The sequence below is a fragment of the Pyxidicoccus sp. M15 genome (genome assembly GCF_056858435.1).
Genome location: NZ_CM166495.1, coordinates 12,675,837 through 12,699,732, shown reverse-complemented (window position 1 = coordinate 12,699,732; position 23,896 = coordinate 12,675,837). Strand labels below are relative to the sequence as shown.

At 69.6% G+C, this 23,896-nt stretch carries 11 protein-coding genes; 2 read left to right on the top strand and 9 right to left on the bottom strand.

Annotated elements, in window-relative coordinates:
• From ACX9TP_RS47410 to ACX9TP_RS47370, 9 genes are all read right to left on the bottom strand, one after another.
• Positions 1–1,530, bottom strand: a complete 1,530-nt coding sequence (locus ACX9TP_RS47410; RefSeq protein WP_482977345.1) for a hypothetical protein — start codon at positions 1,528–1,530, stop codon at positions 1–3.
• Between the two features lie 153 nt (positions 1,531–1,683).
• Entirely contained in the window at positions 1,684–2,511 is an 828-nt protein-coding gene (locus tag ACX9TP_RS47405) for an SDR family NAD(P)-dependent oxidoreductase (protein ID WP_482982334.1), read from the bottom strand.
• Positions 2,512–2,526: 15 nt separating this feature from the next.
• The gene (locus tag ACX9TP_RS47400) at positions 2,527–3,297 is read right to left on the bottom strand and encodes a lysophospholipid acyltransferase family protein (RefSeq protein ID WP_482977344.1); all 771 of its coding nucleotides are present in this window, start codon (positions 3,295–3,297) and stop codon (positions 2,527–2,529) included.
• On the bottom strand, positions 3,294–4,262 hold the full coding sequence (locus tag ACX9TP_RS47395; RefSeq protein WP_482977343.1) for a 3-oxoacyl-ACP synthase III family protein: 969 nt from the start codon (positions 4,260–4,262) through the stop codon (positions 3,294–3,296). Before ACX9TP_RS47395 ends, ACX9TP_RS47400 begins: the two co-directional genes overlap by 4 nt.
• Positions 4,259–6,172 (bottom strand): cyclic nucleotide-binding and patatin-like phospholipase domain-containing protein, encoded by a 1,914-nt coding sequence (locus ACX9TP_RS47390; RefSeq protein WP_482977342.1) that lies wholly within the window; start codon positions 6,170–6,172, stop codon positions 4,259–4,261. Before ACX9TP_RS47390 ends, ACX9TP_RS47395 begins: the two co-directional genes overlap by 4 nt.
• 96 nt (positions 6,173–6,268) lie before the next feature.
• Positions 6,269–9,427 (bottom strand): efflux RND transporter permease subunit, encoded by a 3,159-nt coding sequence (locus tag ACX9TP_RS47385; RefSeq protein WP_482977341.1) that lies wholly within the window; start codon positions 9,425–9,427, stop codon positions 6,269–6,271.
• A gap of 9 nt (positions 9,428–9,436) precedes the next feature.
• A complete protein-coding gene (locus ACX9TP_RS47380; RefSeq protein ID WP_482977340.1) occupies positions 9,437–10,627 on the bottom strand; it encodes an efflux RND transporter periplasmic adaptor subunit in 1,191 nt (396 codons plus the stop codon).
• Entirely contained in the window at positions 10,615–12,114 is a 1,500-nt protein-coding gene (locus ACX9TP_RS47375; protein ID WP_482977339.1) for a TolC family protein, read from the bottom strand. Before ACX9TP_RS47375 ends, ACX9TP_RS47380 begins: the two co-directional genes overlap by 13 nt.
• Positions 12,115–12,335: 221 nt before the next feature.
• On the bottom strand, positions 12,336–14,408 hold the full coding sequence (locus tag ACX9TP_RS47370) for a HEAT repeat domain-containing protein (RefSeq protein WP_482977338.1): 2,073 nt from the start codon (positions 14,406–14,408) through the stop codon (positions 12,336–12,338).
• Positions 14,409–15,972: 1,564 nt separating this feature from the next.
• On the opposite strand from ACX9TP_RS47370, the gene ACX9TP_RS47365 reads away from it, so the two are divergent.
• Positions 15,973–23,160 (top strand): RHS repeat-associated core domain-containing protein, encoded by a 7,188-nt coding sequence (locus ACX9TP_RS47365; protein WP_482977337.1) that lies wholly within the window; start codon positions 15,973–15,975, stop codon positions 23,158–23,160.
• Positions 23,157–23,636 carry a pentapeptide repeat-containing protein gene (locus tag ACX9TP_RS47360; protein WP_482977336.1) on the top strand — a complete coding sequence of 160 codons (480 nt, stop codon included), beginning with the start codon at positions 23,157–23,159 and terminating at the stop codon, positions 23,634–23,636. Before ACX9TP_RS47365 ends, ACX9TP_RS47360 begins: the two co-directional genes overlap by 4 nt.
• The last annotated feature ends 260 nt before the right edge of the window (positions 23,637–23,896 follow it).

The window sequence follows — 23,896 nt, the reverse complement described above, 5'->3', positions numbered from 1 at the left end:
TCACGCCATCCGCGCCGGGTACGGATAGAAGAAGTGCGGCGTGACGTCTCCCCGGTGCCGGATGAAGAGCGGGCCCCACGCCGGGTTCTGGTCGTGCATCTGCTTCAGCAGCCGAATCATCCGGTCGAAGATTCTGCGCACGTCGGCCTCTCCGGCCAGCGCGGCCGTGACGCCCGCCGCCACCAGGTGCGCGGCGTAGATGCCCTCGCTGACGCGCTCGGAGAGCGTCCCCACGCCGGTGACGAGCAGGCGGCGCATGTCCTCCACCTTCAGCTCGTCCCGGTTGCGCCAGTTCTGGATGCCCCCCAGCGCATGCCCTTCGAGCGCCTGCAGCTTGTGCATGACAATCGTGTCCGCGACCAGCCGGGCGGACTTGCGCGCATCGTCGGGGGACACCTTCTGCCCCGCCAGCACGAGCTCCGCGGGAATCAGGTCCTTCTCCGTCTCCGCGAGGATGGCTTGGGACCACGCCCCCGCCCGGTCGAAGCGCAGGCGCGCGACGGCGTAGCCCGCCAGGAAGCCCCGGAGGATGTCGGCGGGATGCGGGTCCCCCGCGGGCCCCCGGTTGCGCAGCTTCCCCGGCCCACCGAAGGCGAGATTCAGCCCCCGGAAGTAGCCGATGAGGCCGATGCCCGCCGCGGGCCCCATGTTGAGGATGCCGAGGACGTCGGACGCCGTCTCGTCGATGCGCTCGCTCCAGTAGTTCCCCAGCGCGGCGAGCCCCTCCGCCTCGAGGCGCTCGGACACCGCGTCGGAGAGCTCCTCGGGCAGCCCCACGTCGGCGTGCAGGATGTCGTGCCCGCCCACCTCGTGCCCGAGCGCGGACCAGGCCAGCAGCCCCGCCCGCGCGTGCGCTGGCGGAAGGTTGACGATGCCGGCGTCCATCTCCAGCACGGCGGCCGTCACGTCCACCGGCCACGTGTACGGCCCGAAGTGGGGGTTGCCCCACTTCACCAGCGGGGGGATGACGCCCAGGTCGGGCGGCTCCACGCCCCGGCGGTCCTCGGCGCTGAGGAAGCCGTCGTACAAGTCACTCACCACCTCCTCGAAGGCGTCCGTCGCGACGAGCAGGTAGTTCTCCCCGTTCTGGAGGATGGTGTGCGCCACGTCGATGAGCAGCCCCGCCTCGCGCTCGCGGTTGGGGTCCCTGAGCAGCACCTCCGCGTAACCCTGGGGCCCGAGCTGGTCCAGGATGCTCAGGAACGGCACGAGGACCGCTTCGCGATAGAGCGGCGGCAGGGTGACCCGGGACGCTTCGATGCGGCCCCGGAGCTGGTGGAAGTCGAGTGGCTCCGGTGGACCCGGGTCGGTGTCCTGGGCGGCCACCACGACGTCCTGGATGCAGGCGGGCAGGTTCCGGAGGTCCACGACGGGGGGCTCGCTGACGCTGCGGGCCTCGGCCCGCGAGCGAGCGGTGGATACCGGACGCGTGGAGATGTTCCCACCGAGGAGCTTGTTGGGCTTCACCGCGGTACGCCCCGCCGGGGAGACACTTCGCATGCTCTTGCGACCCTTGTCCTGCCTTGCCATGACCACCTCCGAGCTCGCGCGAAGGTGGGACCCTGGGGGGCCCCGGTACACTGGCTCGCGGGGCACCCGGAGTGCCTGGGTCCACACGGCTTCCAGCCCGGTGGGGCGTGAAGCGCGCCCCCGCGCGCCGGCGGAGGAAGGCCGTGGGGGCAGTCACGTATTCAGCACCAGGTCCATCAGCCGCAGCGTCATGCCGCCGGTGAAGTCGATGGTGGCGCCGTTGAACCACGCGGCGTCATCCCCCACGAGCACGCTGACGAAGCGGGCCACCTCCTCCACCGTGCACATGCGCCCGGCCGGGTGCATCCGCGCGTGCGCGGCCTCCAGCCGCACCAGCGCCTCCGGCGAGTACACGTGCTTCAGCGCGGGCGTCATCACCGTGGCGAACTTGAGCAGGTTGACGCGGTGCCCGAGCGGCCCCAATTCCATCGCCAGGTGCTGCACGTACATCTCCAGCGCCGCCTTGGACGCGCTGATGAGCCCGGTGTTGTGCAGGTGGGTCACGTCCAGCGGGTTCTGCAGGCCGAGCAGCCGGGCCTCCGGTGCCAGCATGTCCGCCGCCACCAGCGCCTGCGCCCAGTAGACGAAGGAGTGCGCCATGGTGTCGAAGGTGCGCCGGATGCGGCGCGCGTGCAGCCGGTCCTCGCCCTCCGCCAGGAAGTGCCCCACCGAGGCACCTGCAATCGAGTGGACGAAGAGCTTCACGCTGCGAGTGCCGGCCTCACGCCGCAGGGCCTCCACTCCGGCCTCGGCCGCCTCCGGCGTGGACGCGTCCGCCTGCCAGAGCACCGCACGGCGCCCCGCCCCGCGTACCTCCTGCTCCATCCGCGCGCCGCTGTCCGGGTACCGCCCGCGGTGGACGCCGAAGACGTCCATCCCGGGCCTGCGCGCCACGGCCTCCGCGATGGCGGCGCCCGTGCCCGATGAGGCTCCCAGGACGAGCGCCCACCGCGAGGCGCCCGCGCCCTCATCCTCCTCCATGCCGCTCATACCCCTCTACCTTCCCAGGCCCCAGTCGCGCTCCGCCGGCCGCTCGCGCGCCCTGTCCAGCAATGACTGCACCGCACCCGCCACCTCGTGGTGGGCCGCCAGCATGGCGGCCCTGTCGCCCGCGTCGAAGCCGGGCTCCAGGTGGCGCGTCAGCGGCTCGCCCACCCACTGCGTCATCTTCACGGGGAAGGGAAGGGAGAAGGGCCACACGCCCGTCGCTCCCACGCCCAGCCACAGCGGCAGCCTCGCCGGCATTCCCACCCGCCGTCCCAGCGCGTAGCCGTCGTTGAGGCCCACGTACGCATCGTCCATGCCGCTTCCACCCACGGGGACAATCGGCAGCCGGTAGCGCACCGCCAGCCGCAGGTAGCCCAGCCGCTCTCCCCAGTCCACGCGGTAGCGCTGGCGGAAGCTCCGGCAGCCCTCGCGCGTGCCGCCGGGCTGCAGCAGCACATGCTCGCCGCGCGCCACCGCGTCCGCCAGGCGGGCATCATCCCCGGTGACGAAGCCCAGGCCGTCCGCCACCGCGCGCATGCCGGGAAGCCGGTCGAAGGCGCCGTGGGCCACGCCGTGCGGCAGGTAGCCCAGGCGCTCGTGCAGCGTCACCGTCAGCATGCACAGGTCCACCGCCAGGGGTCGCCCGTGGTAGCCGACGATGAGCTTCGCGCCGGGGCGCAACAGCGGCTCCAGGTTCACCACCTCGTAGCGGTGGTAGCGGCGCAGCAGCCGGAACGTGGCCAGCCACGCCGCCAGCGGCAGCCCGCCCGCGCGCCTCATCCCCCCACCCGGTACAGCACCGCGCCGTGTGCCACGCCCGCGCCCACGCCCACCAGCAGAATCCTGTCTCCGGGCTTCACCGGCCGCGTGCGCAGCAGCCGGTCCAGCCCCACGCCCAGCGACGCCGAGCCCACGCTGCCCACCGTGTCCACCACGCGCACGCCGCGCTCCGGCGCCACGCCCATGGCCCCGAGGATGGCCTCCAGCATGCTCCCGTTGGGCTGGTGCGTGAGCACCCACTCCACGTCACCCAAGGAGACGCGGGCCTCGCTCAGCACCGAGCGCGCGGCCCCCAGCAGCGCGTCCAGCGCCACGCGCGTCATGTCCTTGCTGGGGGTGAGGAAGCGCATCCGCTCCAGCTTCCCGGTGGCATGCGGGTTCTCCAGCACCACGTCCGTGGGCAGCGTGCCGTCGTTGCCCAGGGCCACGCCCAGCACGCCCTCGCCGGGCCGCCCCGCGCCCAGCACCGCCGCCGCGGACGCGTCACCCAGCACCAGGTACGGGCGCGGGTCCTCCGGCGTCGTCGTGCGCGACAGCAGCTCCACCGAGACGATGCCCACCGGCCCCCAGCCCGTCGCCACCGAGCGCGCCGCCAGGTCGAAGGCGCTGAGGAAGCCCATGCACGCGTTGCTCACGTCCATGGCGTCACAGGTGCCGGAGAGCCCCAGCGCCGCCGCCACGCGGTTGGCCGTGGCGGGCGTGGTGACGTCGCCGCCCATGGAGGTGACGCAGAGGATGCGGCGCAGCGCCCGGGCCTCCAGCCCCGCGACTTCCAGCGCGCCTCGCAGCGCGGCGGCCGCCACGTCCGCGGCCCGGGTGCCCGGCGGCGCGAAGTGCCGGGTGTGGATGCCCGTCTTCTGCTCCACCTCCGCGGCGTCGCGCCCCACGCGCGCGCACAGCTCCGCCGTCGTCACGGCGCGGCCGGGGAGGACGCTCGCGGTGCCGAGGATGCGGACGGGAATCATGCCGCCCGCCTTCCGCCGGGGTGGGGCTCCTGGGGACAGGCGCGCGTCTTCACCCGGTACCAGAGCGCCTTCAATTCCTCCAGCTTCTCCGCCAGCGCGCCGTCCGCGGCCGCCCGGTCGAGGATGTCCCGCGCGCGGGCGAAGTCCATGGCGGTGAGCAGCGGCAACTGCGCCGAGGGGATGTCGTAGCTGACGTCCGCCAGCAGCGACTCCGAGTCTCCGCTGCGGTGAAGCAGCAGCACGCCGCTGGCCACCAGGTCCAGCGCCCGCGACACCGGGTTGAGGCCCGCGAGGAAGCGGCCCAGCCCCGTGCGCGGCATGAAGGCCGAGTCGCGGACTCCGAAGGGGAAGATGTTGCTGGAGAAGATGAGGTCCGCGCCCGCGCCCAGCAGCACGTTGGCCGGCACCATGCTGGTGAAGGCGCCGTCCACGTACCGCGCGGGCGGCACCAGCGTGGGCGCGAAGACGCCGGGCGCCGAGCCGCTGGCGCGCACGCCCATGGCCACCGGCCCGTGCTCCAGCGCCACGCAGTGCCCGCTCGCCAGGTCCGTCGCCACCGGCAGGAAGCGGATGGACAGCTCCTCCAGCGAGGTGTCTCCCAGGTCCTTGCGCACGAAGCGCTCCAGGGCGTACGACGTCACCACCGCGCCCGTGGCCGCCAGCGAGAGCTGGCGATTCACCGCGCGCTCCTCCAGGCGCAACAGTCCCTCGAGCCCGCTCTTGCCGTCCAGCGCGCTGCCGCAGAAGTACGCGCCCACCAGCGAGCCCATGCTGGCGCTGCTGACCAGGTCGATGGGGATGCCCTGGCCCACCAGCCAGCGCAGGATGAACACGTGGTAGAAGCCCCACACGCCGCCGCCGCTGAGCGCCAGCCCCACGCGCCGGTGGCTGATGGCCCGGGCCCAGCGCGACAGTGCGTCCTGCTCCGCGTCGCTCAATTCCACGTTCTCCAGAGGCTGCTCATCCACGGGCAGCCGCGCCAGCCGCTTCAGTCCCAGCCGAAGCCAGCACGCCGGCAGCACCCGCGTGTCCACGGACAGCGCCTCGTCCCGCGGCAGCCCGCCCAGCGCCGCGCCCCGGGAAGGCTGCTCGGGGTCGATGACCACCGTGGGCAGCACGCGGTGCCCGGGCGTGAGCGGAGGCCGCGCGTGCAGCGGACCGGGGACCAGCCGCACCGTCTTCCCTGGCAGGGACGTGTCCGTGACACGGCAGCCCTCCAGGAAGACGTAGTGCGCGTCATGCTCTCGCGCAACCCGCCGGAGCACTTCCGGGTCCACGCTGCCCGGCGCTCCGGGTGCGGGTGCGCACGCACGGAGGACGCCGTCCGCGCCTTCCGACACCCCGGTGGCCGGGCCGTCCACGCGCAGCAGCAGCACCCGGTCTCCGAAGTCTCGCACGAGCACCTTCGCCACCAGGGAGATGAGCGAGGACAGCGGCGCGCCCGGCACGTCGCTCTCGAAGGAGACCACCTCCGCGCTGGCGCGCAGGGGCTCCCGCCGGGCCAGGGCCGCCGCGCGGGAGCCCACGTCCTGGCGCAGCTCCGCGCGGGCCCGCACCAATTCCCAGACGGTGTCCCGAGGGAAGAAGAGGCCGCGCGAGTCGGCCGTCGCCCGCGCGGTGACGGCGTTCTTCCCGCCCACCAGCGCCTCCACGCCCAGCGGCGTGCCCGGCCGCAGCGTCAGCAGGTGCTCCCCGCCCCGGCGCACGTCCAGCTCCCCGTCCAGCAGCAGGAAGAAGCCCTCCGCGTCCCGGTCCTCCTCGCACACCACCGCGTCCTTCGCCCACCGGACCTCCTGGCCCCGCTCCAGCAACTGCAGCAGCACGGTGTTGCTGGCGTGCCGGAGTGCTGGCGCACGCTTCAGGGCGTAGAGCCTTCGGCGTTGCACATCGAGGCGCGTGGAGTTTGCCATTGAGGCTTCAAAGAATAACAAAGCCTCTCTGGTCGCGGGACGGGTCGGAAAGACCCCGTGTCTATTTTTGTGTGGGTATTGCTTGGTTTGCTTGTTTCACGTGGTCTGTGCCGGCGGACTTTCCGCTGGGGGCGGAGCGCGCGGCGGTTGGTGCCCGCGCACACGCGCGCGCGCGGCCTCCACCAGCACGTACAGCACGGGGATGAAGATGAGGTTGACGAAGGTGGAGAGCAACATGCCTCCGAAGACGGTGGTGCCCAATGACTTGCGCGCGGAGGCGCCCGCGCCGGAGGCGAGCATCAGCGGCACCACGCCCATGAGGAAGGCGAAGGACGTCATCAGGATGGGGCGCAGGCGCGTCTGCGCGGCGTGGATGGCGGCGTCCACCACGCCGCGGCCCTCGCCGCGCAGTTGCTCCGCGAACTCGACGATGAGGATGGCGTTCTTGCTGGCCAGGCCCACCAGCATGACGAGCCCCACCTGGCAGAACACGTCGTTCTGCAGGCCGCGCAGGTTCTGCAGGCCCAGCGCGCCCAGCATGGCCACCGGCACGCCGAGGAGGATGACGGCGGGCAGGGCGAAGCTCTCGTACTGCGCCGACAGCACCAGGAACACGAAGACGACGCCCAGGCCGAAGATGAGCAGCACGCTGCTGCCCGCCTGCCTTTGCTCCTGGGACAGGCCCGTCCACTCGAAGGTGTAGCCCGCGGGCAGGGACTGGCGCGCCACCTGCTCCATGTCGTCCAGCGCCTGCCCGGTGCTGCGGCCCGGCGCCGCCTGGCCATTCAGGCCCGCCGAGCGGAAGAGGTTGTAGTGCTGGATGTTCTGCGCGCTGGTGATGGGCTTCACGCGGACGAGCGACTCCAGCGGCACCATCTGCCCCGACGCCGAGCGCACGTAGAGCGCGTTGATGTCCCTGGGCTCGTTGCGGAACGGCATGGCCGCCTGCACGTAGACGCGGTACACGCGGCTGGCGAAGGTGAAGTCATTCACGTACTGGCTGCCCAGGTACACCTGCAGGGTGGAGAAGACGGCGTCCAGCGGCACGCCCAGGGCCAGCGCCTTCTCGCGGTCCACCTGCACGTCCAAGAGCGGCGTGCTGGCGGTGTACGAGGAGAAGACGCCCCGCAGGCCCGGGTCCTGACTGGCGCGCGCCACCAGCGCGTCCGTCGTCTGGGACAGGTCCGCCAGCGAGCGGCCGCCCTGCTGGTCCTCGAGGACGAACTCGAAGCCGCCCACGCTGCCCACGCCGCGGATGGCGGGGGGCTCGAAGGGCAGCACGCGCGCGCCGCCAATGCCCATGAACGGGCCGCGCAGCCGCTCCACGATGCCGGCCACGCTCTGCTCCCGCTTCGTGCGCTCTTCCCAGGGGTGCAGGTTGACGAAGAGGGTGCCGTAGTTGGCGCCGGTGCCCAGCAGCGAGAAGCCGCCCACGGTGAAGATGTCCTCCACCTCCGGCTGCTTGCGCAGCACGTCCTCCGCCTGGAGGAGCACCTGGCGCGTGTAGTCCAGCGACGTGCCCTCCGGGCCCTGCACCGCGACGATGAGGTAGCCCTGGTCCTCGCCGGGGATGAAGCCGGCGGGCGTGAGGCGGTAGACGAACAGCGTGCCGGCGAGGCACACGACGAAGGCGATGGCCACCGGCCACTTCAGCGGCCCGGTGAGCCGCACGAGCAGCCGCCCGTACGCGTCGCGGAACCGCTCCAGCACCCTGTCGAACGCGCGGAACACCTTCCACTTCTGGCCCTCGTGCGCCTTGAGCAGCAGCGCGCACAGCGCGGGGGACAGCGTGAGGGCCACCAGCGCGGAGAGGCTGATGGAGAAGGCGAGGGTGAGGGCGAACTGCCGGTAGATGATGCCCGTGGTGCCCGGGAAGAAGGACACGGGGACGAACACGGCGGACAGCACGAGGGCAATGGCCACCAGCGCGCCGGCCACCTGCTTCATGCCCCGGTGGGTGGCCTCGCGCGCGTCCACGTTGTCCTGCTCCATGGTGCGCTCGACGTTCTCGATGACGATGATGGCGTCGTCCACCACCAGGCCGGTGGCCAGGGTGAGGCCGAAGAGCGTCAGCGTGTTGATGGAGAAGCCGAACGCGCTGATGAAGAGGAAGGTGCCCACCAGTGACACCGGCAGCGTGGTGGCCACCACCAGCACGCTGCGCCAGCCGTGCAGGAAGATGAACACCACCAGCACCACCAGGAGGATGGCCTCGCCCAGGGTGACGAGCACCTCCTCGATTGACGCCTGCACCGCGGCGGTGGTGTCGAAGGCGCGCTCGTACTCCAGGCCCGGCGGGAAGTTGCCCTTGAGCCGCTCCAGCTCCTGGATGACGCCGTCGCGCACCTCCAGCGCGTTGGAGCCGGGGAGCTGGAAGATGCCCAGGCCCACGGCGTCGCGGCCGTTGAAGCGCAGGAGCTGCCCGTAGTTCTCCGCCCCCAGCTCCGCGCGGCCCACGTCCTTGAGCCGCACCAGCGCGCCGTCCTGCCCGCGCTGCACGACGATGTCCCCGAACTGCTCCGCCGTGCTGAGCTGTCCCAGCACGCGCACGGTGAACTGGAACGTCTGGCCCGCGGGCGCGGGCGCCTGGCCCACCTGGCCCGCGCCCACCTGCACGTTCTGCGAGCGCAGCGCATTGACGACATCCGTCGCCGCCAGCCCGCGCCGGGCCAGCTCCGTGGGGTCCAGCCACAGGCGCATGGCGAAGCGGCGCTCACCGAAGATGCGCACGTCACCCACGCCCCTCACGCGCAGGAGCGCGTCGCGGATGAAGACGTCCGCGTAGTTGCTGAGGAAGCCCGCGTCGTAGCGGCTCTCCTTGTCGAACAGGCCGAAGGCCATGAGCAGCTGCGTCTGCGACTTGTTGACGGTGATGCCCAGCGCGTTGACCTCCGCGGGCAGCTGCGCGGACGCGGTGGCCACGCGGTTCTGCACGTCCACCGCGGCGAGGTCCAAATCTCGCCCCGGCTCGAAGGTGACGGTGATGCTGCTCTGCCCGGTGTTGCTGCTGGTGGAGGAGATGTAGCGCATCCCCTGCACGCCGTTGAGCTGGCGCTCCAGCACGGTGGTGACGGCGCTCTCCACCGTCTCCGCGGACGCGCCGATGTACGTCGCCGACACCTGCACCACGGGCAGCGACAGGTCCGGGTACTGCTCGACGGGGAGCGAGGGGATGGAGATGGCCCCCACCAGCGTGATGATGATGGACAGCACGCTGGAGAAGACGGGCCGGCGGATGAAGAAGTCCGTGAACATGCCGTCCCCTCACTGAGCCGGTGTCGAGCCGCCGCCCGCGCCCGTGCGCTGGGACTCGCCGTCGCCGCTGCCGCCCACGCCCTGGGAGTCACCCCGGGCCCCGGGCTTCACCGGCGTGGGTTGAATGGGCTGGCCGTCGCGCAGCAGCTGGATGCCGCTGACCACCACCTGGGTTCCGGCGTCCAGGCCGCCCAGGACTTCGTAGGCGTTGCCGGAGACCTGGCCCAGCTTCACCGGGGCGCGCTCGGCCACCGTGCCGCCGTCGCCCTGGCCCACCACGAAGACGAAGGTCTGGCTGCTGACGCGTGTCACCGCGAAGGTGGGGACCCGCAAGGCGTCACGCGTCTCGTACACCACCTGCGCGCGCACCAGCTGCCCGGCCCGCAGGCCCACCGTGTTGTCGAAGGCGGCCTGCACCTCCACGAGCTGCGTGGCGGGGGAGGGCGTCGGCGCGACGAAGAGGACGGGCGCGGTCACCACCACCTTGCCGTCCGCGTCGAGCACCTCCACCGGCGTGCTCCCCACCTTGATTTCGCGGGCCCGCTCGACGGGCACCGACACGGACACCTCCAGCGCGCGGCTCTGGTCCAGCTGGGTGAGCAGCGTCTGCTGCGTGACGAAGTCGCCCACCTTCACCGGGTAGTCCCCCACCACGCCGGCGAAGGGCGCGCTCACCTTGTAGAAGCCGAGCTGCACCTCCTGCGCCTGGATTTGCGCCTCCATGGCCCGCGCGCTGGCCTCGGCCTGCTCGGCCTGCGCCACCGTCTGGTCATAGTCCTGCCGGCTCTGCAGGCCTTCCTTCAGGAGCTGCGCGCTGCGCCTGCGGGTGCTCTCGGCGAACTCGCGCTGGGCCTCGGCGGCGGACTTCTGGGCCTGGGTGGCGCGCAGGCCGGCCTTCTGCTGGCGCGGGTCCACCACCAGCAGCACGTCACCCTGCTTCACCTGTGCGCCGGGGCTGACGGGAATCTCCTGCACGTAGCCTGCGACCTGGGGATAGACGGTGATGCTGCTGCGGGAGATGAGCGTGGCCAGGTACTCGCTGGTGTCGCGCACCTGTCCCGGGGCCAGCGCCTGCACCTGGACGGGCATGGCCTTGTTCGCGCCGGCCTGGCCGCCCTGGGGGCCGTCCTCCTGTCCTCCCTTGCACGCCGCCAGCGCCAGGAACATGAGCCCCGCGCTCCACGTCCTCACCACTCGCATGCCGCCTCCGCCAGGAATGCCTCGACTCGCGCCTGCTCCAGCTCGAACTCGCGGACCACCAGCGCCAGCTCCGCCTGGCGCAGCGCCGCCGCGGCGTCGATGAGCTCCAGGCTGGTGCCCGTCCCCACCTCGAAGCTGCGCCGGGTGAGCCGGTCGTTCTCCTCGGCCAGCGCGCGCTCGCGCGAGGCGATGTCGCGGGACGCCGTCGCCACGTCCACCCCGCGCCGCGCCTGCGCCACCTCCACCGAGACGTTGCGCTCCAGCTCCACCACGTCCTGCCGGGCCACCTCCGCCTCGGCGCGCGTCTGCCGCAGCCGGCCCTCGCGCGCGCCGCCCTCCCAGAAGGGCAGCACGAGGCTGGCGCCGATGTTCCACGCCGGCACCTGCGCGAAGCCGTCCTCAACCGTCAGGGCCACCGCCGTGCTGTCCAGCGTCAGCGTGGGCAGGTAGCTGCGCTTCACCTCCGTTATCTGCAGCTCGGCCACGGTGAGCCGCGAGCGCGCCGCCGCGAGGTCGGGCCGGCTGTCCAGCTCCGTCAGGCGCTGGCAGTCGTTGCGCGCGCTCAGGAGCAGCCCCTCCAACTGGACGCCGCGCGCCAGCCCCACCGCGCTCGGAGTGCCCAGCGTCAGGCCGAGCGCCTCACGCGCCTGCCGCAGCTGCTCGTCCCCCGTCACCACCAGCGTGCGAGCGGACTCCGCGTCCTGCTGCGCGCGGACCACGTCGAGCCGGGTGCCCGCGCCCAGCTCCAGCCGGCGCCGGGTCAGGGCCAGCCGCTCCAGGGCGTTGCGCAGGTTGACGCGGTTGACCTCGGCCAGCCGCTCCCGGGCGGACACCAGGACCAGCGCCTGCGCGAGCGCGCCGGTGAGCTGGCGCCGCGTCTCCGCCAGCGACAGCGCGGCGGTGCGTCGTCCCTCGTCCGCGGTGCGCAGCACGGCGAGGGCCTGGAGGTCGAGCAGCGGCATGGATGCGCTCAGCGTGCCGATGAAGGGCGGCGAGGTGGGACGCAGCGAGTCCGTTCCACCGCCGCCCACCCCTCCGCCGCCGAGGCCCCCGCCTCCGCCGCCGAGGAACGTCGTCGCGTCGGGGTTGAGCAGGTTGTACTGGGTGGACACGACGCCGGTGAGGCTCGGCAGCAGGCCCGCGAGGGCGATGCGCCGCAGTCCCGCCGCGGACTCCACCTGGGCCAGCGCGGTGCGCAGGTCCGTGGAGCGCTGGCGCAGCAGGTCCAGCGCCTCCCGCCATGACGACACCTGCGTGGGCGCGGGCGGTAGGGGCTCCAGCATCGGGTCCGACACCTGGAACTGCGCGGGTGGCGGGATGGCGTCGGCCTCTCCCTCCGGGGCCGTGGGGGGAGTGCCGGCGGGAGGAGGCGCCGCGGGCGCACCGGAGGTCGGCTGCCGCACGGTGCCGGGGTCCGCCTGTGCGAGCAGCAGGCCGGACAGTACGCCGGAGCAGGAGAGCAGGACTGCGAGCGGCAGGGCATTCATGGGGGCGCGCCCAGAGGTACGAGGCGCGCATGCCGGGAACCACGTCCCCGTGGGCAGCCCCGCGTCTAATGGACAAATGAAGCGCGCGGGGTGCTCAGCAGTGGATGAAGCAATGGCTGGCAGGAGTCATGCCAGGGGACGGACTCGCGACTGTGTTGCGAATGCAACGTCGCATCCCGGAGCGTCGGGATTCGTTCCGCCCGCGCCCGGCAGGGAGCTGCTCACCGCCGCTGGCGGAGCATGTTGAGCCGCTGCTTCGCGGCCTTGCTCTGCGGGTCGAAGCGCAGGGCCTCCTCCAGCCGCTCCTGTCCCTTCTTCGCCTGGCCCTGGACGACGTACAGGTCGGCGAGCCACACGAGGGCCTCGGCGTTGTAGGGCTGGAGGTCCAGCGCGCGCTCGAACTCGCGGGTGGCGGTGGTCAGGTCCTTGCGACGCATGGCGAGCTGGCCGAGCATGAGGTGTGGCGGCACCAGCCCGGACGTCTCCGGCCGCGTGGCCATGGCCTCCAGCGTGGAGACGCCGCGCGGGTCTCCGATGCCCGCCAGCGTCATCGCGGCGGCCTGTCGCACCCACAGGGAGCCATCCGCGAGCAGCGGCACCAGGTCATTCGCGGCCGTGCGCACGCCCGCCGTTCCGAGCCCTTCGATGACGTCCGAGCGCAGCAGGCTGTCCGTGGTGCCGTTGAGCGCCGCGCGCAGGGCGGGCACGGCGTCATGCTTGAAGCGGCGGGCCAGCAGCTTCGCGGCGACCCCGCGCAGCGACGGCGCCTCCGTCGCGTCCGCGAGCACGGCCTCCAGCGCGGGGCGACTGGCGGCGGCCGTCTTCTCGTCGAAGGCCTCGGCCAGCCTCAGGCGGCGCTGCTGGCGCGTGGCGGCCTGGGGCCACCACTTCGTGAGCGCCTGGGACATGGCCGTGGGCGTCTCCTTGGCGTGGCAGGTGTTGCAGGCGTTGGGGATGGCGTGGCGGGTGGTGTTGTCCGGGACGGGCACGTCGATGGCGTGGTCGGCGAACTTGTCGAGCACGCCGGAGACGACGGGCGGCATGTGGCAGGACAGGCAGTCATTCGCGGCGCGGGCGGTGTGGTGCGTGTGGGCCTTGCCCTGCGCGAAGACGTCCTCGTGGCACTGCTGGCAGGTGGAGGCACCGACGGAGACGTGGGTGGCGGTCTTCGCCGGCTTCGGCGGCACGAGCTCGTTGGCGCCATGTGGCTCGTGGGGGGCGGTGTGGCAGGTGAGGCAGGTGGCGCCGCCCTGGAGGTGGCAGCGGGACTGGATGAGGGCCTGGTACTCGAAGCTGGAGGTGCTGGGCCGGCCGTCGGTGAAGTAGTCGCCGGAGCGCTCGTTGCCGACGAGGACGACGATGGGCTGGTAGTGGTCCTCGTAGCGCTGGCCGGGCTGGAAGCGGTGGGCGGCGTCGAGGATGGGGAACAGTGGGCGGCGCGGGCCGTGGCACTGCGCGCACACGGCCATGGCCTGCGCGTTGTCGAGCTTCGCGGGCTGGACGATGTCCTTCGGGTCCTGCGTGTCGGCGTGGCGGGCGCCGGGGCCGTGGCAGCTCTCGCAGGCGACGCCCGCGTCGGTGAACTTCGTCTCCCAGGTGTGCGAGGCGCGGTCATAGCTCGCGTCCAGCCCGGTGACGTGACAGTCGAGACAGGCGTGCTGGGCGCTGCGGCGGAAGTTGGTCCAGAAGAAGGGATGGTCCGGGGTGAGGGCGCCCTGCTTCGTTTCCGAGTAGTCCACCCACTCGCCCTTGCCGGTGACGTGGAAGTAGACGGGCAGCACCTGCCAGCGACCGTCGGGGCGGATGGTGACGGGGTCCTGCATGCGCTTGCCCCCGATGACCCACTGCACGGGGAACTCGGCGAGCGCGCCGTCCGCGCCGCGGGTGCGCATGTGGTGCGTCTCGCCGTCGCGGCGCATCCACGCCTCGCTGGAGTCGCCCTTGAAGTGCGTGTTGCGGAAGTTGCCGACGACGAACTTCGACGTGGCCGGGGAGAGGGCGCGCGCGTGCCAGTCCTTGCCCCACGCGGCATGCTCGTCCTCGTGGCACTCACCGCAGGCCGCGGAGCCGGCGTAGGCGCCCGCGGGAGGGTGCGAGTCCTTCACCGCGGTGGGCGCGGGGCTCGCGGGGGCGCTTGCCGTCACGGTGGGCGCGGGGGCGGGCGCGGCGGTGGCGGCGGGCTGGGAGCGAGGCTCGGGCTCCGGGGATGAGCGCAGCGCGAAGGTGATTCCCGCGGTCGCACCGAGCACGGCGAGGACCACGAGGGCGAGCAGGGCGGGGCGAGGGGCGCGCATCGGAGTTGTAACTGTGATGCTGCACCGGGGGGCGACGCGACACAAGCGGGGCTCTGGCCACGCCCGATAGATCTGGCACTGCGGGTTGGGCGGCGGCTGCGTACCCCGTCCACGCTTCAGGACGTGAGTCCCTCAGGCTGGACGAGTGTCTTGAGCCCTGTGGCAGTGGAGGCGCGAGCAGTACAAGCCGCACTACTACTACGGATTGTGGGTGGTCGGCTCTTTGCACTAGGGATCCCTGCTCGTGTCCAGACCGCAGTTGGTCCTCTTCTTCCATTCTCTTTCGCAGCCCGACCCTCATGCTCCTGCTTCGCTTGTGCGAGCGTTATGCGCTCGTCCTCATATGTTGTCTGACATTTCTGGCGATAGAAGAAACTCATGCAGCTTGTATCGACGGGGAGGTGATGGCCTGCTCGTCAAACGGATGCACGGCCTGGAAGATTTGTGAAGGGACGGCCTGGGGACCGTGCACGTTCACTGGTGAGTCCACCGTCTACTGTGCGGTCTGCGGGCGCGGCGGGACCCTCAGCTGTACTGACTCCGGAAGCACCATCCCCGGCTCCTGCTCCGCCAAGCGGTCGGAAATCTGCAATAGCTGTGACGACGACGGCAACGGCGTCGTGGACGACGGACTCTCCGGTCTGCCATGCATCATGGGCAGCGGCTGTAGTGGCACCAGCCTGTGTACGAACGGTGTGGCTTCATGTGCCTGGGGGCAGGGGAGCACCAAACCCTGCGACCAGTGCGGAAACGGCGGCAGCTCCGCCTGTCAGCAGAACGGTTCCATCGGGCCGTGTCAGCCCGTGACTCTCTCTCGCGAGGTCGAGTGCAACGCCTGTGATGACAACCGCGACGGCGTCTCCGACGGAGCCCCGGGCGCGTCCGAGTCCTGCAATGGACGGGACGACGACTGCGACGGTGCCATCGATGAGGGAGCTTCGGGTTGGGAGGGCGAGGTCTGCCAAGTGGATGTAGTGCAGGCCTGCTGCCAGCCCACCACCTGTCAGGCCCAGGGAAAGAATTGCGGCACCATCCTCGATGGATGTGGCGGAACACTTCCCTGCGGCACCTGTTCCAGTGGCCAAAGCTGTGGCGCGGGAGGCACTCCCAATGTCTGTGCCTGCACGCCCATTCCCCAGGCCACGGTTTGCAGCGGCAAGTGCGGCCAGTTGCCCAACGGCTGCCCTGGCGGCTACTGGAATTGTGGTGGCTGCGCCAGCCCTCAGTCCTGTGGTGGTGGTGGCACGCCCAACGTCTGCGGATGCACCCTCACTCCGCATGCCACCGCCTGTGCTGGGAAGAACTGCGGGACGGTGTCCAACGGCTGTGGCGGCACCTACTCCTGCGGCGGCGCGTGCTCTGGCCATGACACCTGTGGCGGCGGCGGGACGCCCAATATCTGCGGCTGCACGCGGAACGTTGATGCCTGCAGCGGTGTGGAGTGTGGAAGCGTCAGCGATGGCTGCGGTGGGACCATCAAGTGCGGCACCTGCTTCGGGGGCGCCTATTGCCGGTCCGGCGTCTGCACGGGCGGCAGCAACCCCCTGAAGGAGGAGGTCTCGCAATGACGCGCACGACGGCTGAAGCGGTGCCTCATGACATCCAGGACATTCACATGACGTCGGAGACTCTTCGGAAGAAGAACGGCAGGATGAAGCGCGTCCTCTCGCTGTGCATGCTGGGTCTCTATGGCGCTCAGTTCCTCAGTTCGTGCGGCCCCATTCCGGACGGCGACGGCACGGAGCTGGAAGAGGTCTCGGCGAACCGGCTGAGCGGTGATGCCCGGCTCCTGGCCCCGGTCGGGACGGTGATGGATACGAACGTCCAGTCCGGCCTCGCAGCAGGTGTCACCGAGGGGACCTTCTCCGTTACCGCGGACGGTGCGGCTGCCTACCGCCTGCCGTTGTGGGTTCCTCCAGGGCGGGCGGGTATCCAGCCCGAGCTCGCGCTCAGCTACAACAGCCGTTCCGGCGCTGGCCTGGCCGGGATGGGCTTCACACTGAGCGGGACGCCTTCCCGCATCACCCGCTGCCGGAAGACGATTGCCCAGGACGGCGCTGTGGCCCAGGTGCGCTTCGACAGGACGGATGCCCTGTGTCTGGACGGCGCCCGGCTCATCCACATCAATCCCGAGACGACGCAGTACGGCGCCCACGGGAGCATGTACCGCACCGAGGTCGATACCTTTGCCCGGGTGTATCTCTCCGGCGGACCCCCGACTGGCGACTCTCCCGACTACTTCGAGGTGCGTGGGAAGGACGGACGCATCTCCATCTACAACAACGTGTTGGAGGGCGCTCGCGTCATCCCCACGCAGGTGCTGCCCACGGGCGTCAGCGCCGCGAGCACCCAGCAGGTTCGCTACTCCTGGGCCCTGTCGGAGGTGATGGACCGGCACGGCAACTACATGGTGCTCAACTATGACCTGCTGGGCGGGCATGAGTCGGGCTACGAGCACCGGTTGAAGAGCATCGAGTACACCGGCTCCTATACGGATGACTCCGTCGAGCAGCCCCTTCGTCGCGTGGAGTTCCTCTACGAGCCCGGAGATGTGGACGAGTCCTACGTGGCGGGCTTGAAGCTGCGCTCGGCCTCGCGCCTGGTTCAGATCGACATGTTCGCGCCGGACGTGCCGGTCTCCGACTGGGAGCTGGGCCCGAGCACTCGCTGGCGCACGTATGCGCTCGCGTACCGGAACGACAGCATCTCCGGGAGGAGCCTGCTCGAGTCCGTGCAGGAGTGCGACAACGGCAACGTGTGCAAGGTAGGCACCACGTTCGATTGGGAGATGGGCTCCGAGCAGTTCAATACCGTCAACACCGGCATCACGGATGTCGCGGCCAACGGCTACGTCACCAACACCTCGGGCGCCCTCCAGTACAAGGCTCGCGATTTCTGGAGTCTACAGCTCGCGGATGTCAACGGAGACGGCAGGGACGACCTCCTCTACCGCTTCATGCGCTTTTCCTCCACCGGCGGCTACTCCCCCGCCGAGTGGCGCGTGCGATTGAGCACCGGCACGGGCTTCGGTCCCCCTACCACGGTCAACCTGCCCAGCGCGCAGGTGGGCGATTCGCTGGATGACCTGTTGACTGTCGACATGGACATGGATGGCAAGACGGACATCGTCGCCGTCAACCGGGCCGACTGCGACCGCAACATCAGTGGCCACTATCAAGTCTACCGCTACAGCGGCTCCAGCTTCACCACCGCCCTCAACGACGGCAGCGAGACCTATGGCGTCTGCGGCACGACGACGGCGGGCGTGAATCCTCCGGGCATGCAGGTGGCGGACCTCAGCGGAGATGGTCTGCCTGACCTCCTTCGTTCCTGGCGGCCCGCCAATGCGAGCTCGAGTGTTGCCACGGAGTGGGCTTGGCGCCTGAACCAGCTGGGCACCACGGGCAGCCTGGGCTTCCCGGGCTATACCAACCTCGGCTTCCGCTCCGGCGTGGACCACGCCGGCTTCGTGGCCGACCTGGATGGCGACGGCGCCTCCGAGGTGCTGCTGCGCAAGCCGGACATGCTGCCCTACACCCAGTCGCGCAGCCCGGATGGCTTCGCTGGCTACTACACTGCGGTGGGCATCAACCCGGATGGCAGCCGGCGTGAGACGGAGACGACGCTGTCGGCCCTGCCCTGGGACTACGAATTCGGCGGGCCCTACCACTATCGCAACATGTGGCTCATGGACGTGACGGGGGACGGGCTGCCGGATGCGCTCACCCTGCACAAGGAGCGCGAGCCGCATGATGGCGTCCCCCGCCAGCTCCGGCTGTCCATCAACACCGGCAATGGCTTCCTGCCCCCGCGGACGCTCTCCATCCCCGCGGGAGCCATGCCGGGACCGTCGCAGTGGCGGGAGACGGGCCGCTTCGTCGACAACGGCATGCGCGTCCTCGACTACAACATGGATGGGCGGCAGGACCTGCTGCTCACGGACATCTACAACGACCGCGGCGCCATCCGAACCCACCTCACCGTGCTGCTGTCGACCGGCTCCGGCTTCACCGCGAAGGTGCTCACCGCACTTCCGGTGGGAATGACCACGGGGAACGGCGATGTTGGCCCCACTGGCTCGTATGTGAACCTGGAGGGCTCGGGCTGGGGCCAGAAGCTCACGCGGCTGGGAGACATCAACGGTGACGGCCTCCAGGACATCGTCCAGGTGGTCGGGAATGTCTCGGGCAATCAGGTCGTCGTGCACCTGCGCCAGGCGGTCAAGCCGGACCTGCTCAGCCGCGTCACGGATGGCAATGGCCGGTGGGTCTCCTTCGCGCACCGCTCGCTGGGGAACACGCAGGGCATCTACACGCCCGGCTCATGCACCTATCCCCAGTACTGCGGGGTGCGGGGCATGTGGGCTGTCAACGCGTACATGACGGACAACGGGCTCGAAGGCCCCGATGCCTTCTTCCACTGGTACGTGCTCGCCTACGAGGGGGCGCGGACGGACCTTCGTGGCCGCGGATGGCTGGGCTTCTCCCGCCGCACCGTCACCAGCCAGATGACGAGCGCGGTGACGACGACCCTCTATGACAACACCACCCGGACCGGCACGCTGTACCTGCATGCGGGGCTTCCCAAGGAGGAGGAGGTCGCCACGCCGCTGACAGGACGCACGCATACCCGCACCTCCAGTTTCACCCGCGTGCCACGCACCGCTCCGGAAGGCCGCACCCGGTTCCTCTGTCCGTCGGAGACGACGGTTGCCGAGAAGGACGGTTACTTCGGCTCCGTCTCGTGGACCCTCACCCACCAGGAGTGCGACGGCTACGGCAATGCGACGCGGCTCTTCACCAGCGTGCGCGCCGCGGAGTCTGACGTCACCAGCACCTGGATGGAGCGCATCATCCAGGTCGAGAACCAGCCCGACGCCTGGATCATGGGCCTCGCCCGGCGGGTGACGGATACAGCCTACACGCCTGCTTCAGACCGTCATCCGGGCGGTCAGCAGCGCACCCGCACCACGACGTACCAGTACTGCCCCGCCACCTCGTGCCCGGAGTACGACCTCTTGTGGCGTGTGACCACGGAGCCGGAGGGCAGCGCGGACCTGCGTCTGTTCACCACCTACGAGCGCGATGACACCGGCCAGGTGACGTCCGTCGAGGTGGCCGATTCGGCAGCCGGGCTTCCTCGCGTGGAGCGGGTCTACTACGACGCCTTCGAGAAGATATTCCCCTCGGTCATCGTCAACGCGGCCGGTCATCGCACCGACGTGGCCCATCACCCGGGACTGGGCGTGGTTGCGCTCACCGAGGACCCCAACGGACTTCGGGTGCGGACCGCGTATGACGGCTTCGGCCGCCCCCGCATGGAGACGGCACCGTACCGCGAAGGTGGCGCTTCATCCGGCGCCACCCTCTGGATGGAGTACCAGCGCGAAACCCGGGGCACTCGCATCACTGCCCAACAGGACGGCAGTCCCACCATGGTCCTGCACCTGGACCGGTGGGACCGGGAGGCTTCCCGCAGCACCCAAGCCGCCGACGGCACCTGGATCCACACCTCCATCGCCTATGACTTCTTCGGGCGCACCGCGCGCACCACGCTGCCCCGCTACGACAACGAGCCCGAGAAGGCCACCACGTTCACCTACGACAACCTGGGCCGGATGCTGAAGCAGACGAATCCGGATGGCACCTTCCGGGAGTGGGCTCACCAAGGGCGCACGACGTCCTTCGATAACGAGAAGAGCTTCAGGACGTACTTCAACCACAACCCGCTGGGGCAGATGGTGCGGGTGGATGAGGAGCGGGAGCCCCCGTCCAACTGGCTCACGACCCAGTACTTCTACGGTCCATTTGGCGTGCTGGACTCGATGAAGGACCCGAGCGGCGCCGTCACCGCCATGGAGTACGACGTGCTCGGTCGCCGCACGAAGCTCCTCGAGCCCAAGCTGGGGGCGCTCGTCACCTTCTACAATGCCTACGGCGACATCCGGGAGGAGACGGACGCAGCCGGCGTCCTGACGTCCTACGGAAGCGACACACTGGGCCGTGAGGTCTTCGTCGCCAGTCAGAACCGCCAGACGCGGTTCATCTGGGACACCGCTCCCAATGGCATCGGTGCCCTGGCCAGGGCGGTGGATGAGCGAGGCATCGACACGACCGCCCATGACGTCGTCACGGCCTACACGTATGACTCGCTGGGCCGCATCTCGCAGGAGGCGCTCACGTTCAATGGCGTCACCCATGCCGTAGACCAGACCTATGACGGCCTGGGACGTCCGGACACCCTCTGGTACCCGGCCGGACCCAACGGGACGCGGCTGACCACCCAGCAGCGCTACACGGCCACGGGATACCTCGAGGCCGTGCGCAACCCCTCCACGGGCGCCGAGTACTGGCGTGCACAGGACCGCGATGCCTCGGGCCGCCTGCGGGTCGAGACGCGGGGAGGAAACGTCCTCACGACCTGGAATCGCCATGACGGTCGGGGGCGCCTGCGCTTCATCGAGTCTCGCAAGGGCACATCGGGGCTCCAGGTCCAGGCACTGGCCTACAGCTACCACGCCGATGACAACCTGCGGACGCGCCATGACGGTCTGGCCCAGGTCACCGAGTCCTTCCAGTACGATGCCGTGGACCGCCTCACGCGCTGGACGGTGCAGGCAGGCTGCAACAACACCGTCACCGACTTTGGCTACGACAACCTGGGCAACTTCATCTCCAAGCGGGTGGCCCGCAATGGCACGCAGGTGGAGCAGCTCTACTACCAGTACGGTGCCTTCACTGCGCCGCGGCATGCCATTACGGGCGTGAGTACGGACGCCGCATTTGGCACGCTGGCGGAGACGTTCTCCTACGACAGCGTGGGGAATCAGACGCAGGCGAGCGAGGCCGCGACGGGACGCTTCCGCCGCATCACCTATACCCCCTTCAACCTGCCGGCGACCCTGGAGACCCCGCAGGGCACGCTGACGTTCACCTATGACGCGCACCAGCGCCGTGTGCTCAAGCAGCACAGCAACGGGGACTCCACCGTCTACGTGGGGGGCATCTACGAAAAGCGCACCCAGGGCGGCGCTGTGTCCCATGTCTACTCCGTGCTGGCCGAGGGGCGTGTGGTCGCCCAGGTGGTCCTGGCGGGGAGCAGCGGCGCCACTCCGACGACCCAGTACCTGCTGTATGACCACCTGGGCTCGGTGGAGACGGTGACGGACGCGGCGGGCACCGTGCTGGAGCACCGCAAATACCAGCCCTTCGGTGCACGCGGACGGGCGGATGACCCGACACTGGCCCCGGCGTCCACGGTGGGCGGCGTGCGCCTGGGCTTCACCGGTCACGAGTGGGATGACGAGGCGGGGCTCATCAACATGAAGGGGCGGGTCTATGACCCGAAGGTGGGGCGCTTCCTGTCTCCCGACCCGGTGGTCCAGGCCCCCTTCTCCAGCCAGTCGTTCAATCGCTACAGCTACGTCCTGAACAACCCCCTGCGCTACACCGACCCCTCCGGCTTCACGGCCGAGCACACGTCGAGCCTACTGGGGACATGGAGGACCGCGGATGGTGAGGGCGCGGAGATCTGCGGCTCGACGAATACCGGTGACTGCGGTGGCCCTATCGTCTGGACATCTGGAACCAGCAAGCCGTCCTCCATCGCGGGGGGCGCCGACCAGAACGGCAGCGTGGAGTCGGGCTATGTCGAGTCCTCCTGCAAGTTCTGCGTAGGAGATGGCCGTGGCCTGTTCGCGATGAGCGACCAGCAACTGGGCGACTTCCAGGGCTGGTTGCGGGAGACAAAGTGGTCCTACGTCCCCTTCGTGGGTCTCGGCACGACCTCGCTCAACCTGATGCTGTCGGTGATGCGGGGCAACACCGATGACCTGGTCAATGACACGGCACAGGTGGCACTCTCCTTCGTCTCCGCGAAGGTCGTGGGACTCGCGTTCAAGGCCGCAGCACCCATCGTCGCCTCTGCGACTCGCGGTATGATTGGCAGGGCTGGACGGTTCATCGCCGCAAAGGTGGTGTTGGGCGGTTGCTTCGTTGCTGGAACTCCGGTTCTCACGGCTGATGGACAGCGGCCCATCGAGGAAGTCGCAACTGGGGACTGGGTGTGGGCCTGGGACGAAGAGACGAAGGAGCCTGGCTGGCACCGAGTGGCACGAACCTTCGTCAAGTACGACAGGGTTGTTCTCCGTGTCGTGCTGGAGGCGCCCGACGGAACTCGCGAAGAGCTTGGTGTGACTGCAGAGCACCCGTTCGGGGTGGCGGGGAAGGGCTGGAAGGAAGCGCAAGACCTCGCGTCGGGGGATGCAGTCGAAACTGCTTCTGGACAGTTGTCACGAGTGGTATCAGTCCAGACGGTTGCCGAGTTGCAGACGGTTTTCAACTTCGAGGTGGATGACGCCCACACCTACTTTGTTGGGAGACATTCCTCGTGGGTCCACAACAATTCATTGAGCGGGTTGGCCGCCAAGGGAGTGGTGAAGTCGGGAGCTGAGGTCACTGATGATTTAATTCGTTCTGTAATGGCCGATGCTCCACTCAAAACTCATCAGGGCGCGGTCTCCGTGCCGGCGATCCGCCGGTATGTTGAGCGCCTCGCAGCGGGCGGAAAGCCACCCCCCATCAAAGTGGAAAACGGAATAATAGTTGATGGGAACCACAGGTACATTGCCGGGCGGCTGTTTGGGATGGATCCACCACAAACAAACTGGAGACTCCCTGACCATTTGCGTTCGGAACCACCGCGGAATTGGCTTGATGTGTTTCTCGACCCGGTCGACTGGGGGAACAGGTGATTCGAATCTCATGTGAGACGGGTGACTTCCTGGATGTTTCTGGTGACACCCTGGAAGGGGCAAATTTGTGCGGGGCGGCGCTTCACCGTGCCATCTTGGGCGGGGCGAACCTTCGCCGTGCGGACCTGCGCGATGCGAATCTCAGGTCCGCATTCCTTGATGGAGCTGTCCTCTCCGGCGCAAATCTGGACGGGGGCAGGCTCATGGCAGCGAGCCTGCGACAATCCCGTCTAATTGGATGCAGCCTTCGGGGCGCGTGGCTCAATGGGGCGAATCTAGAGGGAGCTGAACTCCAGGGCGCAGTACTCGTTGATGCAGATCTCGGAGGGGCGAATCTCGAGGAGGCCAATCTCAGTGGTGCCGATGTACGGGCACTCAGGTTGTCCCTGGCCAAGCTTCGAGGTGCTCGAGCGAGCAGGGAGACAATTTGGCCTGACAACTTCGATCCCATTCAAGCTGGGGTTGTCTTCGAGTAGCCCTTGAAGTGCGCGTTGCGGAAGTTGCCGACGACGAACTTCGATGTGGCCGAGGGGAGCCCGCGCGAGTGCCAGTCCTTGCCCCACGCGGGTGCTCGTCCTCGTCCTTGTGGTACTCACCGCAGGTTGCGGAGCTGGCATAGGCGCCCGTGGGAGAGTGGGCGTCCTTCACCGGCACGGGTGCGCTCGCCGTGACGGTGGACGTGGGTGCGGCCACGGGTGCGGCGGTGACGGGCGGGGAGGGAGGCACGGGCTCCGAG

Coding starts and splice junctions, on each gene's coding strand:
- ACX9TP_RS47410 (WP_482977345.1), bottom strand. CDS start 1,530: ATGGCAAGGCAGGACAAGGGTCGCAAGAGCATGCGAAGTGTCTCCCCG.
- ACX9TP_RS47405 (WP_482982334.1), bottom strand. CDS start 2,511: ATGGAGGAGGATGAGGGCGCGGGCGCCTCGCGGTGGGCGCTCGTCCTG.
- ACX9TP_RS47400 (WP_482977344.1), bottom strand. CDS start 3,297: ATGAGGCGCGCGGGCGGGCTGCCGCTGGCGGCGTGGCTGGCCACGTTC.
- ACX9TP_RS47395 (WP_482977343.1), bottom strand. CDS start 4,262: ATGATTCCCGTCCGCATCCTCGGCACCGCGAGCGTCCTCCCCGGCCGC.
- ACX9TP_RS47390 (WP_482977342.1), bottom strand. CDS start 6,172: ATGGCAAACTCCACGCGCCTCGATGTGCAACGCCGAAGGCTCTACGCC.
- ACX9TP_RS47385 (WP_482977341.1), bottom strand. CDS start 9,427: ATGTTCACGGACTTCTTCATCCGCCGGCCCGTCTTCTCCAGCGTGCTG.
- ACX9TP_RS47380 (WP_482977340.1), bottom strand. CDS start 10,627: ATGCGAGTGGTGAGGACGTGGAGCGCGGGGCTCATGTTCCTGGCGCTG.
- ACX9TP_RS47375 (WP_482977339.1), bottom strand. CDS start 12,114: ATGAATGCCCTGCCGCTCGCAGTCCTGCTCTCCTGCTCCGGCGTACTG.
- ACX9TP_RS47370 (WP_482977338.1), bottom strand. CDS start 14,408: ATGCGCGCCCCTCGCCCCGCCCTGCTCGCCCTCGTGGTCCTCGCCGTG.
- ACX9TP_RS47365 (WP_482977337.1), top strand. CDS start 15,973: ATGACGCGCACGACGGCTGAAGCGGTGCCTCATGACATCCAGGACATT.